The 13,458-nt window shown below is 68.2% G+C and carries 14 protein-coding genes; 4 read left to right on the top strand and 10 right to left on the bottom strand.

Annotated elements, in window-relative coordinates:
* The first annotated feature begins 88 nt into the window (after nt 1-88).
* Nucleotides 89-880, top strand: coding sequence for a class I SAM-dependent methyltransferase (locus tag SNAS_RS01510; RefSeq protein ID WP_169313837.1), 792 nt, complete (start codon nt 89-91; stop codon nt 878-880).
* Nucleotides 881-1,063: 183 nt separating this feature from the next.
* Here the strand turns inward: SNAS_RS01510 and fdhD are convergent, their stop codons facing one another.
* The gene (gene fdhD, locus SNAS_RS01505; protein WP_013015589.1) at nt 1,064-1,870 is read right to left on the bottom strand and encodes a formate dehydrogenase accessory sulfurtransferase FdhD; all 807 of its coding nucleotides are present in this window, start codon (nt 1,868-1,870) and stop codon (nt 1,064-1,066) included.
* A gap of 58 nt (nt 1,871-1,928) precedes the next feature.
* On the opposite strand from fdhD, the gene mobA reads away from it, so the two are divergent.
* Nucleotides 1,929-2,531, top strand: a complete 603-nt coding sequence (gene mobA, locus SNAS_RS01500; protein ID WP_013015588.1) for a molybdenum cofactor guanylyltransferase — start codon at nt 1,929-1,931, stop codon at nt 2,529-2,531.
* Between the two features lie 98 nt (nt 2,532-2,629).
* Here mobA and SNAS_RS01495 read toward each other — a convergent pair whose 3' ends face one another.
* Nucleotides 2,630-3,367 carry an SDR family NAD(P)-dependent oxidoreductase gene (locus SNAS_RS01495; RefSeq protein WP_013015587.1) on the bottom strand — a complete coding sequence of 246 codons (738 nt, stop codon included), beginning with the start codon at nt 3,365-3,367 and terminating at the stop codon, nt 2,630-2,632.
* Nucleotides 3,368-3,402: 35 nt separating this feature from the next.
* Here SNAS_RS01495 and SNAS_RS01490 point away from each other — a divergent pair, with 35 nt between their 5' ends.
* Nucleotides 3,403-5,661, top strand: a complete 2,259-nt coding sequence (locus SNAS_RS01490) for a bifunctional salicylyl-CoA 5-hydroxylase/oxidoreductase (RefSeq protein ID WP_013015586.1) — start codon at nt 3,403-3,405, stop codon at nt 5,659-5,661.
* Between the two features lie 36 nt (nt 5,662-5,697).
* Here SNAS_RS01490 and SNAS_RS01485 read toward each other — a convergent pair whose 3' ends face one another.
* The 3 genes from SNAS_RS01485 to SNAS_RS01475 form a co-directional block, all read right to left on the bottom strand.
* Entirely contained in the window at nt 5,698-6,612 is a 915-nt protein-coding gene (locus SNAS_RS01485) for an alpha/beta fold hydrolase (RefSeq protein ID WP_013015585.1), read from the bottom strand.
* Between the two features lie 74 nt (nt 6,613-6,686).
* Nucleotides 6,687-7,640 carry a rhomboid family intramembrane serine protease gene (locus SNAS_RS01480; protein WP_013015584.1) on the bottom strand — a complete coding sequence of 318 codons (954 nt, stop codon included), beginning with the start codon at nt 7,638-7,640 and terminating at the stop codon, nt 6,687-6,689.
* The gene (locus SNAS_RS01475) at nt 7,640-8,152 is read right to left on the bottom strand and encodes a peptidylprolyl isomerase (RefSeq protein WP_013015583.1); all 513 of its coding nucleotides are present in this window, start codon (nt 8,150-8,152) and stop codon (nt 7,640-7,642) included. The genes SNAS_RS01480 and SNAS_RS01475 overlap by 1 nt, the downstream gene beginning before the upstream one ends.
* A gap of 117 nt (nt 8,153-8,269) precedes the next feature.
* Here SNAS_RS01475 and SNAS_RS01470 point away from each other — a divergent pair, with 117 nt between their 5' ends.
* On the top strand, nt 8,270-8,662 hold the full coding sequence (locus tag SNAS_RS01470) for a hypothetical protein (RefSeq protein ID WP_013015582.1): 393 nt from the start codon (nt 8,270-8,272) through the stop codon (nt 8,660-8,662).
* Nucleotides 8,663-8,767: 105 nt separating this feature from the next.
* On the opposite strand, the gene SNAS_RS01465 is transcribed toward SNAS_RS01470, so the two are convergent.
* From SNAS_RS01465 to SNAS_RS01445, 5 genes are all read right to left on the bottom strand, one after another.
* The gene (locus tag SNAS_RS01465) at nt 8,768-9,343 is read right to left on the bottom strand and encodes a hypothetical protein (RefSeq protein ID WP_013015581.1); all 576 of its coding nucleotides are present in this window, start codon (nt 9,341-9,343) and stop codon (nt 8,768-8,770) included.
* A gap of 429 nt (nt 9,344-9,772) precedes the next feature.
* Nucleotides 9,773-10,864: an aminotransferase-like domain-containing protein gene (locus SNAS_RS01460; RefSeq protein WP_013015580.1), complete on the bottom strand. Its 1,092-nt coding sequence runs from the start codon at nt 10,862-10,864 to the stop codon at nt 9,773-9,775.
* A 66-nt stretch (nt 10,865-10,930) separates the two neighbouring features.
* A complete protein-coding gene (locus SNAS_RS01455; RefSeq protein WP_013015579.1) occupies nt 10,931-11,551 on the bottom strand; it encodes an RlpA-like double-psi beta-barrel domain-containing protein in 621 nt (206 codons plus the stop codon).
* Entirely contained in the window at nt 11,548-12,630 is a 1,083-nt protein-coding gene (gene hisC / locus SNAS_RS01450) for a histidinol-phosphate transaminase (RefSeq protein WP_013015578.1), read from the bottom strand. The genes SNAS_RS01455 and hisC overlap by 4 nt, the downstream gene beginning before the upstream one ends.
* Nucleotides 12,605-13,435: an RDD family protein gene (locus tag SNAS_RS01445; RefSeq protein WP_013015577.1), complete on the bottom strand. Its 831-nt coding sequence runs from the start codon at nt 13,433-13,435 to the stop codon at nt 12,605-12,607. Before SNAS_RS01445 ends, hisC begins: the two co-directional genes overlap by 26 nt.
* Nucleotides 13,436-13,458 lie beyond the last annotated feature (23 nt).

The following is a 13,458-nucleotide window of genomic DNA, read 5'->3' as shown; positions in this document are numbered from 1 at the left end:
TCCCGGCTCCCGGCTCCCGGCTCCCGGCTCCCGGCTCCCGGCTCCGACGAGCCTCGCACCGGCGCTTGGGTTGTGTCATCCTGCGGCGGTGACGAATTCACCGGACGCGAAGCGGCCAGATCTCGGCAGCGTCTTCACCCACGCTGGTGTGGCCGCCGCGTACAAGCATCGCCCGCCTTACCCCACCGAGGTCTTCGACACGCTCCAAGAGCTCATCGTCGACGAGCCCCGAGCAGTGCTGGACATCGGCGCTGGCGAGGGAGCGATTGCCCGCCCACTCGCGACCAGAGTGGACCGTATCGACGCCGTCGACGTCTCGGCGGCCATGATCGCCGCTGGGCGGCAACGCCCCGGCGGGCAAGCCGCCAACATCCGCTGGATCCACAGCGACGTGGAGTCAGCCACGTTGGATGGCCCATACGCGCTGGTGACAGCGGGTGCGAGCCTGCACTGGATGCGCTGGCCCGACACGATGAACCGGCTGGTACCGCTGCTGAGCCCCAACGCGAAGTTGGCCATCGTGGACCACGGCCCCCGGGATCTGCCGTGGCAGGACGAGCTTCTCGCCATCATCAAGCGACACTCCCGCAACCCGGACTACGACCCGAGTTTCTCCATTGTCGACTTCCTGGTCGGTCAGGGCCTGCTCGACGACATCGACAAGGCCGAGTTCGGGCCCACACCGTTCTGGCAGCCGGTAGCCGACTATGTGGAGCAGTTCCACTCCACGGCCACCCTGGCCCGGGAACACATGTCACCGCGAGAGGTCCGCGAGTTCGACGAAGCCGTTGAAGCAGCGGTCAGTCCGTGGATCACCGACGGCCGCGTGAAGCTCCCCATCGTCGCGAAAGTCGTCTGGGGACGACCGCAAGCGGGCTGACAACACCTAGAACCAGAAGCGACTTTTTGTCACCGACCTATGTCGCCAGTTATTCGGAGGCTGTTTGGGAGTTGGCGGAGCATCGGTCGTTGTTCGTCGAGCATCGGCCGGACTGGGGTTCGCAAGGCCGTGTTTCGGGATCCCGAGGGGAATGAGATCGGGATCGGTGGCGATCCATTGTGATTAGTCGGTGATGCGTTGCTCGCCCGAGTAGACGTTGCACTGGCCGTCGCGGACGAAGCCCGCGAGGGTGAGGTTCCAGCCTCGGGCCAGGTCGACGGCCAGGGTGCTGGGCGCTGAGACCGCTGTCAGCACGGGGATTCCAGCCATCGCGGCTTTGTGGACGATCTCGGAGCCCGCGCGGCCGCTGACGGCGAGCAGGTGGCTGGTTAGCGGGAGGCGGTCTTCGCGGAGGGCCCAGCCGATGACCTTGTCGACCGCGTTGTGGCGGCCGACGTCCTCGCGGGCGCAGATGAGTTCACCGTCGGAGGTGAACAGGGCGGCGGCGTGGAGGCCTCCGGTGCGGTCGAAGATGCGTTGGGCGGCTCGGAGTCGGTCGGGTAGGGATTGCAGCAGGTCGGGGGTGACGCGGATGGGGTCGGCGGCCAGGTCGTAGCGGAGTTTCTCGGCGTAGTGGGCCTGGAGGGCGTCAAGGCTGGCGCTGCCGCACACGCCGCAGGCACTGGAGACGGTGAAGCCCCGTGCCGGTGAGGGGGCGGGGACTCTAAGGGTCACGTCGAGGACGTTGAGGTCGCTGTCGGTGCAGTGTTTGGCTCCGGCGGTGTCCTTCGGGTCGGCGATGACGCCTTCGGCGTGCAGGAAGCCCAGGGCCAGGTCGACGTCGTCGCCGGGGGTGCGCATGGTGACGGTGAAGGGTGAGCCGTTCAGCTGGATTTCGAGGGGTTCCTCGGCCGCGAGGGTGTCCGGGCGGTGGCGGCGCCCGTGGGTGTCGATGCGCAGTATCTTGCGGCGGTCGCTGGCTCGTCCCATAATCGCCGACGGTAGCGCGGTTCGGTTCGGAGGCGAACAGCGCTAGCTTTAGGAGGCCATGAACACACCAGTAGCCGCGCATCGGCACGCCGCCGTCATCCTCGCCGGGGGTGCGGCCACCCGTATGGGTGGGGTGCCCAAGCCGGAGTTGACCTTGGGTGGACGGTCGCTGGTGCGGCGGGTGCTGGACGCGGTGCCGCAGGCGAGCCCGCGGGTGGTGGTCGGCGAGGTGGTGGCGCGGGATTTCATCGTCACCGCCGAGGACAAGCCGGGTTCGGGTCCGGCTTACGCGTTGGCCGCCGGGTTGGCGTATGTGCCCGACGGGGTGCCGCTGGTGGTGGCGTTGGCCGGTGACATGCCGTTCCTGACGCCGGAGTTGACCGCCGCTTTGTGTGAGGCGGTCAAGGGGGACAGTGACGGTGCCGTGCTGGTTGACCACAATGGTCGTCGGCAGTGGCTGTGTGGGGTGTGGCGGCGTCAGGTGCTGGCCGAGCGCTTGGCTGGGGCGGCGCCGGGTTCGGGTGTGCGGCAACTGCTCGGTGGGGCGCGCATCGTCGATGTGTCCTGGCTGGACGACGATCTGCCGCCGTGGTTCGACTGCGACACTCCGGCCGCGCTGGCGTACGCGCGGCAGCTGGAGCGGGAGTTCCGGCGCCACTAGCCGGGTCGCCGCCGGGCAGCGGTCACGCCGGAGATGCTGGCGGGGCTTTAGACGACGGCTCCGAGTTACAGCGGCATGCCGTGCTCAGTACATGCCGCCTACGGCGGCATGTAACGGCCGCCGTTGACGTCCAGCGTGACGCCGGTGATGTACCCGGCGCCCTCGCCCGCCAGGAACAGGATCGGGTCGACGATCTCGCGCAGTTCCGGCATGCGGCGCAGCGCGATCGCCTCGGTCACCGAGTCGCGATCCGACTGGGACAGTCCGTCGAACATGCCGCTCAGGCGGGGTGTGAGGACGAGGCCGGGCGCGAGCGCGTTGACCCGGACGCCGTCGGGGCCGACCTCGGCGGCCAGGCGGCGGGTGAGCCCGCCGATGGCGGCCTTGGCGGCGGCGTAGGCGACCCCGGTGACCGGGGAGGGCTGGCGGGCGCCGATGGAGGTGCAGGTGACGATGGATCCCTTGGCCTGCTTGAGGTACGGCAGTGCCGCCCGGCAGGCGTTGAGGGTGCCGGTGACGTTGACGTCCAGGACCTTGTTGAACTGTTCGTCGGTGAACGCGTCCAGGTCGCGCGGGATGCCCAGCGAGCCGCCCGCCAGCGCCACCAGGACGTGGGGGCCGCCGTGTCGGGCGTTGACGTCGGCCATGGCGCGGGTGAGCGCGGCGGCGTCGGTGACGTCGAGGTCGTGGTCGGCGCCGGTCAGGTCGACGGTGACGACGTGGGCTCCCGCGTCGGTGAAGGCTTCGGATACGGCGTGGCCGATGCCCCCGGCGCCACCGGTGACAACCACGGTTTTGCCGTCGAAGGGCTTGGCCGTAGTGTTGACGGTCGTCATGAAAGCAGCATAGATTGACTCGTGGAGGTGCGTGCATGCGTATCGCGGTAATCGGCGGCGGCCCGGGTGGGCTGTTCTTCGCGGCCCTGGCCCGGCAGCGCGATCCACAGTGTCATGTGGACGTTTTCGAACGCAACGAGTCCGGTACGACCTACGGGTTCGGGGTGGTGTTCTCCGACGAGACGCTCGACAACTTCGCCGAGGCGGATCCCCGGATACACGCCGACATGGCGTCCCGCTTCGTCACCTGGCAGGACATCGACACCTATTACACCCCCGACGTCGGCGGCCCGACCACGAAGCTGACCTCCACCGGCCACGCGTTCGCCGCGATGAGCCGGGTGGAGCTGTTGAACCTGCTGTCGAAACGCTGCCTCGACGTCGGCGTGAACGTCCACTATGGCGACGAAGCGCCGCCGCTCGCCGCACTGCGCGACAGCTACGACCTTGTGGTCGGCGCCGACGGCGTCCGCTCCCAGACCCGCAACGCGCTGGCCGAGCACTTCCGGCCCACCCTGGACGTGCGGCACAACCGCTACATCTGGCTGGGCACCAGCAAGGTCTTCGACTCGTTCACCTTCGACGTGCGCGCCACCCCGCACGGGGTGATGCAGCTGCACGCCTACCCCTACGGCGACGGCTCGACCGCCATCGTGGAGATGCGCGAGGACGTGTGGCGGCGCGCCAACCCCACCGCCGCCGACTGCACCGAGGTCTTCGCCGACCGCCTCGACGGGCATTCCCTGCACGGCAAGGGAACCGACTGGATCGACTTCGCGACCGTGCGCTGCTCGTCGTGGAGCGTCGGCAATGTCGTCCTGCTGGGGGACGCCGCCCACACCGCTCACTTCTCGATTGGTTCGGGCACCAAACTGGCCATGGAGGACGCCGCCGCGCTCGCCGACGCCGTCACCTCCGCGCCGACGCTCGCCGAGGCGCTGGCGTCCTTCGAGACCACCCGGCGTCCGGTGGTCGAGTCGACGCAGCGCGCCGCCCAGGCCAGCCTGGAGTGGTTCGAGGATCTCCAGCAGTACCTGGTGCAGCACCCCACCCAGTTCGGGTTCAACCTGCTGACCCGTTCCCGTCGGATCACCTACGACAACCTGCGGCTGCGCGACCCCCGCTACATCGCGGAACTGGACGCGTGGTTCGCCGCCGACGAGGTCGCGCGCGGCGCGATGCCCGAACCGGCGACCCCCCGGCCGCCGATGTTCCAGCCGTTCCGGCTGGGCCCGTTGACGTTGAAGAACCGCGTCATCGTATCCCCGATGGACATGTACTCCTCCGACGACGGCGTGCCCGGCGACTTCCACCTGGTTCACCTGGGCTCCAAGGCATTGGGCGGCGCGGGACTGGTCATGACCGAGATGGTGTGCGTGTCGGAGTCCGGCCGCATCACCCCCGGTTGCGCGGGACTCTACGACGACGAACAACAGCGGGCGTGGAAGCGGATCGTCGAATTCGTGCACGCCAACTCCGACGCGCGGATCGGCGTGCAGCTGGGTCACTCGGGCCGCAAGGGCTCCACGAAGCTGATGTGGGACGGGATCGACGAGCCGCTGCCGGAGGGCAACTGGCCGCTGGTGGCGGCCTCCCCGCTGCCGTACCGTCCCGACAGCCAGACCCCCGGCGAGCTCACCCGCGAGCAGCTGGCCGAGATCCGCGACCAGTTCGCCGACTCGGCGCGCCGCGCCCGCGAGGCCGGTTTCGACCTGCTCGAACTGCACTGCGCCCACGGCTACCTGTTGTCCGGCTTCATCTCCCCGTTGACGAACCGACGCACCGACGAATACGGCGGCGACCTCGCCAACCGGCTGCGGTTCCCGCTCGAGGTGCTGGCGGCGATCCGCGAGGTCTGGGACGGTGCGCTGACGGTGAGGATCTCGGCGACCGACTGGTGCGAGGACGGCATCACCGGCGCGGACTCGGTGGAGATCGCCCGCGCCTTCGCGGCCGCCGGGGTCGACGGCATCGACGTGTCCACCGGCCAGGTGGTCGTGGAGGAGAAACCGGCCTACGGGCGGTCGTACCAAACCCCGTACGCGGACCGGATCCGGCACGCGCTGCGCGCCGAGTTCCCACGGCTGGCGGTGATCGCGGTCGGCGCGATCTCCTCGGCCGACGACGCGAACTCGATCATCCTGGCCGGACGCGCCGACCTGTGCGCCCTGGGCCGGGTGCACCTGTACGACCCACACTGGACGCTGCACGCGGCGGCGGAGCAGGAGTTCCCGGTCACCTGGCCCAAGCAGTTCCGGGCCGGTGCCCGCAAACCCCCGACCGGCCGCGGCTGAGAAAGCCGTCGACCGGTCGGAGGTAACCATCAGGTGTTAGCGGGTGGCGCGGTCGATGACGTCGCTGATCGCCTGGACCACCGCGTCGACGCGCTTGAAGGTGATGTTGGAGTGGTCGGCGTCCTCGAGGATGCGCTGCTCGCCGTTGGAGACCGAGTCCACCAGGGCGCGGTGCATCTTGATCTTGCCGTCGTGCATCACTCGCAGCTCCTCCTCTGACATCAGGGCTGCCTGGTTGGGGTCGACGGCCACCGGGGTCAGTGCGATCACTGGGACGTCGGGAAGGTTGGGCCCGGCGTTGATCTCGTCGGCCAGTACGTCGAGTTTGGTGCGCTCGGCGATGCCGACGGTGACCCAGACGTCGCTGACGTGGTAGTCGACCAGAGCCTCTCGCACGTCAGTGGGGAAGTCCGCGAACATCGCGGTGACGTACTCGCGCATGACCGGCAGCGCCTGTTCGAGCTGTTCGCGGGTGGGAGCCATCTCCTCGCTCGCCGCCAGGCTGTTCGAGGCGGGCACGAAGTCGTCCCAGTTCGACACGAAGGCGTCCACCCACACCAGCCCGGCCACCTCGGTGGGGTAGAGCTGGGCGAACCGCTGAGCGTAGGCGCCGCCCAGGGAGTGGGCGACCAAGACGTAGGGGCCTGGGATGTTCTGGGCGTGCAACAGGTCGCGCAGTTCGGTGGCGACCGCCTCGGCGGTGCGGGGCAGTGGCATCGGGTCGCTGTAGCCGGAGCCGCCGCGGTCGTAGATGACGGCGGTGGCGAACTTCGCGGCCTCCTGCTGCGGAAGGTAGTAGTCAAAGCCGATGGCGCTGGCGCCCGGCAGGAACACCACGGCCGGTCCGCCGTCGCCCGATTGGTGGACGAAGAGGCGGCGGCCGTCGATCTCGGCGAAGCCGCCGACCGGAGGAGGAGCGAGTCGGGATGAGGAAGTGCTGTTGTTTGTCATGCGGCCAACTATCGGCGGCCGGTCTGCTCCGGCCCTGACACCGCGCTGACACGAGAAACCGCGGTCGTCGGGCGCTAGGTGATCGAGGACAGCAGCGTGTTGAGTGTGCTGGTGCGCCAGGCGATGAGCCCGACGAAGACGACGAGCACGCCGACGAAGGCGACCGTCTGGATCATCGCGCGGTTCGCGCGCGGCGCGTAGGCCAGGGCCGCGCCGAGGGCCAGTCCGGTGAGGAGGCCGCCGATGTGGCCGGTCCAGCTGATGTTGGTGCCCGGCAGGAAGGTGATCACCAGGTTGAGGCCCAGGATCACGTAGACGCCCGACATGTCGCGGCCGAGTTTGCGGTTGATGAGCACCATGGCGCCGAACAGGCCGAAGATGCAGCCCGAGGCTCCCGCCGTCCAGGCCCAGGAGTTGGCGTTGGTGATGGACGCGCCGGTGTCGGCGAGCAGGTAGGTGAGGACATTGCCGCCCAGGCCGCTGAGCAGGTAGAGCCCCAGGTACCGCAGCGGGCCGAGTTCGCGCTCCAGGTACTGGCCGATGACCCACAGCACGTACATGTTGAACAGCAGGTGGATGACGCCGTAGTGGAGGAACATCGAGGTGAGGAGACGGTAGTACGCGCCGCCCGCGACGCCCGAGACCTTGATCCCCAGGCCCTCCACGACGATGTCCGAGTACGGCGGCGCCCACAGTGAACCCAGGTAGTGCAGCGGGGTGGTGTCACCGCCGAGGACGTTGCCGACCCCGCCCAGGCTCGCCGCCCACACCAGTCCCAGCAGGAACACGGCGACGTTGATGCCCACGAGGGTCTTGGTGACCATGCCGCTGCCCCCGACCGCGCCGAGCGCGGTGCGGGGGCGGCGGACCGACTTCTGTCCTTCCCGAACGCATTCGGGACATTGGAAGCCGACGGAAGCTTGATTCATACAATCCGGGCAAATCGGTCGGTCACAGCGCGCACAACGGACGTAGGTCTCTTTTTGTGGGTGCCGGTAGCAGACCGGTGCGTTCGGATTGTCGTCCATTAGCGCGTAATGGTAACGCGCTCAATGCGAATCTCGTTTACAGGACGATCGCCGGCGCCGGTCTGGGTGGAGCCGATCGTGTCCACGATCTTCTGGGAGGCCGGGTCGCTGACCTCGCCGAAGATGGTGTGCTTGCCGGTCAGGTGCGGCTGCGGACCGGTGGTGATGAAGAACTGGGATCCGTTGGTGCCCTTGCCCGCGTTGGCCATGCCCAGCAGGTACGGCTTCACGTAGGCCAGGTCCGGGTGGATCTCGTCGTCGAACTGGTAGCCGGGGCCGCCGCGACCGGTCCCGGTGGGGTCGCCGCCCTGGATCATGAAGCCGTCGATGACCCGGTGGAAGACGGTGCCGTCGTAGTAGGGGCCGCTGCCGCTCGACCCGGTGGTCGGGTCGGTGTACTCCTGGGTGCCCTCGGCCAGTCCGACGAAGTTGGCCACGGTCTTGGGTGCGTGGTTGTCGAACAGCTGGATAACGATGTCGCCCACGTTCGTGTGCAAGGTCGCGGTAGTCATGCGCCCATGGTGCCAGATGCCCGATTCTGGGTAATAGACCGGCGGTATTCCGGCACATTTCCATCACACTGCGGGCAGTATGTGGTGGTACGTCCGTTCATTGGGAGGTGAATGATCATGGGCATGTTCAGGCGCAAGCCGAAGCACCGCGACCAGATCAGGGGGGAGCTCGTCGAGGGAATCGGCCACCTGCGCACCGCGACGGCGCACGCCGCCGCCGGGGCCAAGGAGAAGATGGGTCCAGCGATGGACCGCACCCTGGTCGCCGTGGGGCTGCGCAAGAAGTCCCGTCGCCGCTGGCCGTGGATCGCGGGCACCGTCGTCGCCGTCACCGCGGCGGCCGGTACCGCCACGGTGATCATGTGGCGGCGCAGCAACGCCAAGGCCATGGACGAGGACCTGTTCGCCGACGACACCGAATCGGCGCGAGCCGACGACCTCGCCTACGAGCCACCGACGATGGAGAAGGAAGAACGCGCTCGGACTATGGCGGGCGCGACCGCCGACTGACCGGCATCGGCGAGGTCCGCCGCGCAGTCGGCGCACATACGATGCCGGGTCCACTTCCCGTTTCGGGGCAGCGGACCCGGCGTTTCGTTGTGTGCGCACCGGGCGTCACAGGTACAGCAGCAGTTCGGCGGCGACCACGATGTCCACGACGCCGCACCATTCGGCGAAGGAGCGGGCCACGACCCGGTCCAGCTTCAGGTGGACGAAGTCCCACACGCCGTGGAAGAACCAGCCGGCGGCGATCAGGTAGCGCGCCAGTTCGGGGTCGACGATCAGGCCCAGCAGGCCCAGTCCGCCGAAGATCAGCATCCCCAGCGCCTGGACGCGCAGCGTCCCGGACTTGGCCAGGTGGCCGTCGAAGGCGCCCCACACCAGCACGACCAGCGCGATGGCCCACCACACGGCGGCCAGCGGGATCAGGTCGAGGACCCGCAGCCCGATGACGGCGGCCAGGCCGGTCACCAGCAGCGGCCAGGTGGCCCGTCGTTTCTCCAGTTTCGCCACCACCAGGTACAGCAGCGGCAGCAGGCCCAGCACGTGGGCGAAGGACCGCACGCCCTCGTCGGTGCCGCTGCCGCCCAGGGTCAGGGCCGACAGCAACAGCGCCAGCGCGGTGGGCCAGCGGCGCAGCAGCCACTGCCACCACGGGCGGGTCGGGGTCGCGATAGTCGGGTTCGTCATCTCGGATCTCCTGTCATCCTCATTACCCCGTCGGGGTATGTGGATTCCAGGTTCGCGCGAAACGACGAAGTCGAGTAGAGCCAAAACCAGAGCGTTCGGCATGCGCCTGTCATCGGCGGACATGACAAATGTCAGTGACAACCGGCCGGGGCCAGAAAATATTGTGGGCGCCGGGGGAGCGCTCGCTGCGGGGGGGAGTCAGCGAGAGCACCACCCGGCGCCACATGGGGGGCGGGGGTAAAGCCTCCGTCGACGCGATTACCGCGTCGCATGTCTGTGATTCTTGTCCGTGACCGCTCGGGTTGCAAAGTCCTGGCGGTGGCGGTTGCCCGCCATGTCGCAACTACGCCAAGATCGTTCACGTTTATGACGGTTCGCGAACACTAAGCGTGGCAATAGGTCGCGGACATATCACAATCTAATGACACATTATCGACAGTCCTCAACGGCCGCTGCCAGGCGGCGGACGCCCTCGTCGATGCGGTCGGTCGACACCGCGGAGTAGGCCAATCGCAGACTGTGCTGTCCACCGTCGACCACGAAACCGGTGCCCTTGACGACCTGGACCCCCCGGGCCTCGGCGGCCGGGGCCAGCTTGTCGACGTCGACGTCGTCGCCGAAGTCGACCCACAGGAAGTAGCCGCCGTCGGGCAGCACGAACGTGGCCTGCGGCAGGTGCTTGGTCAGCGCGGCGCCGAGGGCGTCGGCGCGTTCGGCCAGCGCCTTCTTGACGTTGGCGATCGACGCGTCCAGGGCACCGGAGGCCGCGAACTGGTAGACCGTGGCCTGGGCCAGCATGTTGGGCGCCACGTAGGTGTTGGTGGCCATGGTCGTGATCTTCTTGATCAGGTCGGTGGGACCGACCAGGTAGCCGGTGCGCAGACCCGGGCAGATGGTCTTGGAGAACGACGAGGCGAACACGACCTTGTCGTTGTCGTCCAGTTCCAGCATCGTCGGCAGGTTCTCGCCCCGGAACCGGATGTCCAGGTACGGGTCGTCCTCGAAGATCACGAAGTCGTACTCGTTGGCCAGCCGCAGCAGCTCGGTGCGCTTCGGGCCGGACAGGGTGACACCGGCGGGGTTCTGGAAGTTCGGGATGACGTGGGCCAGGGTCGGACGCACGCCGCCCTTGAGGATCTCGGCCAGTTCGGCGACGTCGAGGCCGTCGGGCTGGACGTGTACCGGGTGCAGCTGGCCGCGGCGGTTGCGCAGGCCCAGCAGGGTGCGGTCGTAGGTGGGGCGTTCGACGATGACGGGGGAGTCGGGGGTGACCAGGGCGTCGAACAGGAACGCGTCGGCCTGCAGCGAGCCGTTGGTGACGATGACCTGCTCGACGGGCACGTTGTGCTTGGCGGCGATCCACTCGCGCAGCGGCGGGTAGCCCACGGCGGTGCCGTAGCCCGCGATGCGTGCCGGGTCGGTCTCGAAGGCCTTCGCGGCGGCGGCCTTGAGACCTTCGATGTCAACGATGTCGAGGCTGGGTGCCCCACGAGAGAAGGAGATGACGTCTGTAGGTGCCATGCGGTGAATGGTAGAGGTACCAACCAGTGGACGATTCACCACACGGTGCGTGATGAGACGTGAACCCTAGGAGTGAATCCGCAGCTCAGCGTTCTCCAAAGTGGTGTACCACTGGCTTTCGGTGAAGTCCTCCCGGTCCTCCTCACCGAGGTAGACGTCGAGGTGTTTCTCGCCGCCGAGGCCGGGGGTGAACTCGTCGTCGATGGTCCATGTCGGTTTCATCAGCTTGTCGCACACCTTGTCGGGGACGTCGGCGTCGCCGCATGCGACGATCTCGACCCGGGTTCCCTTGGGCAGCACGTCGGCGTCGGTCGCGGCGGACACGTACGGGCGCAACGCGTCGCCGTGCGAGTTGCGCGCCTCCTCGTCCAGCCAGTAGCCGACGCCGTGCGACCAGTTGAGGTACTCGCCCTCGTGGTCGCCGCTGGTGATCCGTCCGGTGCCCTCGTCCTTGACGGCCTTGACGAAGTCACGCGGGTATTCGCCCAGCGGGTCGTCGCCGTTCTCGCAGTCGAGTTCGGAGCAGCCGGTGACCTCGACGGTCTCGCCGTCGTGGAACGACTCCACGGCGGTGTAGTAGACGGTGATCTCCCAGCCCGACTCCGCTGTCGACTTCGGTTCGGCCTTGTCGCCGCAGCCGCCCAGCAACGCCAGGGCGGCCACGGCCAGGACGGCCCGGGCCGTCACGCGAAGAACTCGCTGGCCACCGCGACGAACCGGTCGTTCTGCTCCGGGGTGCCGAAGGACGCGCGCACGCCCTCGCCGGCGAACGGCCGCACGATGACGCCGCGCGACTCGCAGTGCTTGGCGAACGGCACCGTCTGCTCGCCGATGGGCAGCCACAGGAAGTTGGACTGGCTGTCGGGAATCTGAGGTACCAATGCGCGCAATGCCGTGGTGAGCCGGTCGCGTTCGGAGATCATGATCGCGGCGCGGCGGCGCATCTCGACGTCGGCTTCCAGCGCGGCCAGGGCGGCGGCCTGGACGCAGGCGTTGGTGGAGAACGGGGTGACGACCTTGCGGACGGCGTCGGCGACCTCGGGCGCGGCGACCAGGTAACCGGCGCGCAGACCCGCCAGGCCCCAGGCCTTGGAGAAGGTGCGCAGCACGACCACGTTGGGCCGGTCGCCGTATTCCTCGAGCGCGTCGGGGACGTCGGGGTCGGTGACGAACTCGCGGTAGGCCTCGTCGACGACGATCAGCACGTCGGAGGGCACCGCGTCGACGAAGGCGTCCATGGCGGCGCGGCCGACGCTGGTGCCGGTCGGGTTGTTCGGGTTGCACACCACGACGATGCGGGTCTTGGGCGTGATGGCGGCGGCCATGGCCTCCAGGTCGTGGCCGTGGCCGGGCGTGTTGGGCACCCTGACGCTGGTGGCGCCGACCCCGGCCACCACGATCGGGTAGGCCTCGAAGGAGCGCCACGAGTACAGCACCTCGTCGCCGCGGGTGGCGGCGGCCTTGACGACGTGCTCGAACAGGGCCACCGAGCCGCAGCCGGTGGCGACCCGGTCGACGTCCACCTTGAAGCGTTCGGCCAGGGCCTCGCGCAGCGCCAGCACCCCCATGTCGGGGTAGCGGTGGCCTTGGGCGGCGGCCTCGGCGACGGCCTCGGCCACGCCGGGCAAAAGGCCGAAGGGCACCTCGTTGCTGGCGAGTTTGATGGCCTCGGTCAGTCCGAGCTCGCGCGCCAGGTCCGCCGGATTGCGTCCCGGCACATAGGACGGCAGGGCGTCCAGGTCAGCGCGGGTCAGTGGGCGGGACATGGGTTGCTCCTTTTGGTCTCAGTTCGTCATGTGGGACTTGTATGACCATCGTTCCGGGGTTCTTGTCGTGCAGGCACTGGCGAAACGGCTTGTCGTACAGGCACCACAGGCCGTCGATGAGCGCGGCGACGAAGCCGATCGGGCAACAGGCCAGTGACAGCATCATCAGCGACCAGCGCGAGATCGCCAGACCCCAGCGCATCCGTTCGGCGTAGATCGGGACGGCTTTGATGCCCATGATCCGTTTGCCGAGCGTCTGTCCGGATTTGACGGTCGAGGGTATTTCGTAGGCGAACCAAACCAGGATCGCGATGAACAGAATCGTGTACTGCAGCTGGTAGGCGCGGGTGGGCAGTTCGGTGCCGTAGTCGGCGTTCGGGTCGGCCATGATGCGCCGCACCGTCGGCATCAACGCGTCGAAGTACTGGTAGATGAACCAGCCGTTGACGACCGCGTTGAGCAGCAGCACCACGATGATGTCGATGATCCGCGCCACCAGTCGCTGGCCCGGGTGGGCCAGCGTCTTGCCCTCCAGCAGCCGGTCGACCTTCTTCTGGTCGATGGCGAACAGCGGCATCCGGGTGTCGCCGAGCGAACCGCGCCCGGCGGCCATCGCCGGGTCCGGCCCCGCGGCTTCCCGCCGCACCGGCTCGGGTTCGACGACCGGTTCCGGCAGCGGCTCGGGGGTCGTGGGCGGGGTGGCGTTGATGTCGACGGGCTTGCCCACCCACTGCTCCCCGTCCCAGTAGCGCTGGGTCTCGGGAGCGGCGGGGTCGCGGTACCAGCCGGGTTCAATGTCTGTCATCGTGGATGATTCTCGCAAATCGA

The sequence above is a fragment of the Stackebrandtia nassauensis DSM 44728 genome (assembly GCF_000024545.1).
Classification (GTDB): Bacteria; Actinomycetota; Actinomycetes; order Mycobacteriales; family Micromonosporaceae; genus Stackebrandtia; species Stackebrandtia nassauensis.
Note: the sequence above shows the minus strand (reverse complement) of the source record. Positions and strands in the feature narration are given on the sequence as shown.

What these genes read in the sequence shown, in the direction of transcription:
- SNAS_RS01475 (WP_013015583.1), bottom strand. Translation starts at nt 8,152, where the DNA reads ATGACTACCGCGACCTTGCACACGAACGTGGGCGACATCGTTATCCAG.
- SNAS_RS01495 (WP_013015587.1), bottom strand. Translation starts at nt 3,367, where the DNA reads ATGACGACCGTCAACACTACGGCCAAGCCCTTCGACGGCAAAACCGTG.
- hisC (WP_013015578.1), bottom strand. Translation starts at nt 12,630, where the DNA reads ATGTCCCGCCCACTGACCCGCGCTGACCTGGACGCCCTGCCGTCCTAT.
- mobA (WP_013015588.1), top strand. Translation starts at nt 1,929, where the DNA reads ATGAACACACCAGTAGCCGCGCATCGGCACGCCGCCGTCATCCTCGCC.
- SNAS_RS01465 (WP_013015581.1), bottom strand. Translation starts at nt 9,343, where the DNA reads ATGACGAACCCGACTATCGCGACCCCGACCCGCCCGTGGTGGCAGTGG.
- SNAS_RS01480 (WP_013015584.1), bottom strand. Translation starts at nt 7,640, where the DNA reads ATGGACGACAATCCGAACGCACCGGTCTGCTACCGGCACCCACAAAAA.
- SNAS_RS01485 (WP_013015585.1), bottom strand. Translation starts at nt 6,612, where the DNA reads ATGACAAACAACAGCACTTCCTCATCCCGACTCGCTCCTCCTCCGGTC.
- SNAS_RS01470 (WP_013015582.1), top strand. Translation starts at nt 8,270, where the DNA reads ATGGGCATGTTCAGGCGCAAGCCGAAGCACCGCGACCAGATCAGGGGG.
- SNAS_RS01490 (WP_013015586.1), top strand. Translation starts at nt 3,403, where the DNA reads ATGCGTATCGCGGTAATCGGCGGCGGCCCGGGTGGGCTGTTCTTCGCG.
- SNAS_RS01445 (WP_013015577.1), bottom strand. Translation starts at nt 13,435, where the DNA reads ATGACAGACATTGAACCCGGCTGGTACCGCGACCCCGCCGCTCCCGAG.
- SNAS_RS01460 (WP_013015580.1), bottom strand. Translation starts at nt 10,864, where the DNA reads ATGGCACCTACAGACGTCATCTCCTTCTCTCGTGGGGCACCCAGCCTC.
- fdhD (WP_013015589.1), bottom strand. Translation starts at nt 1,870, where the DNA reads ATGGGACGAGCCAGCGACCGCCGCAAGATACTGCGCATCGACACCCAC.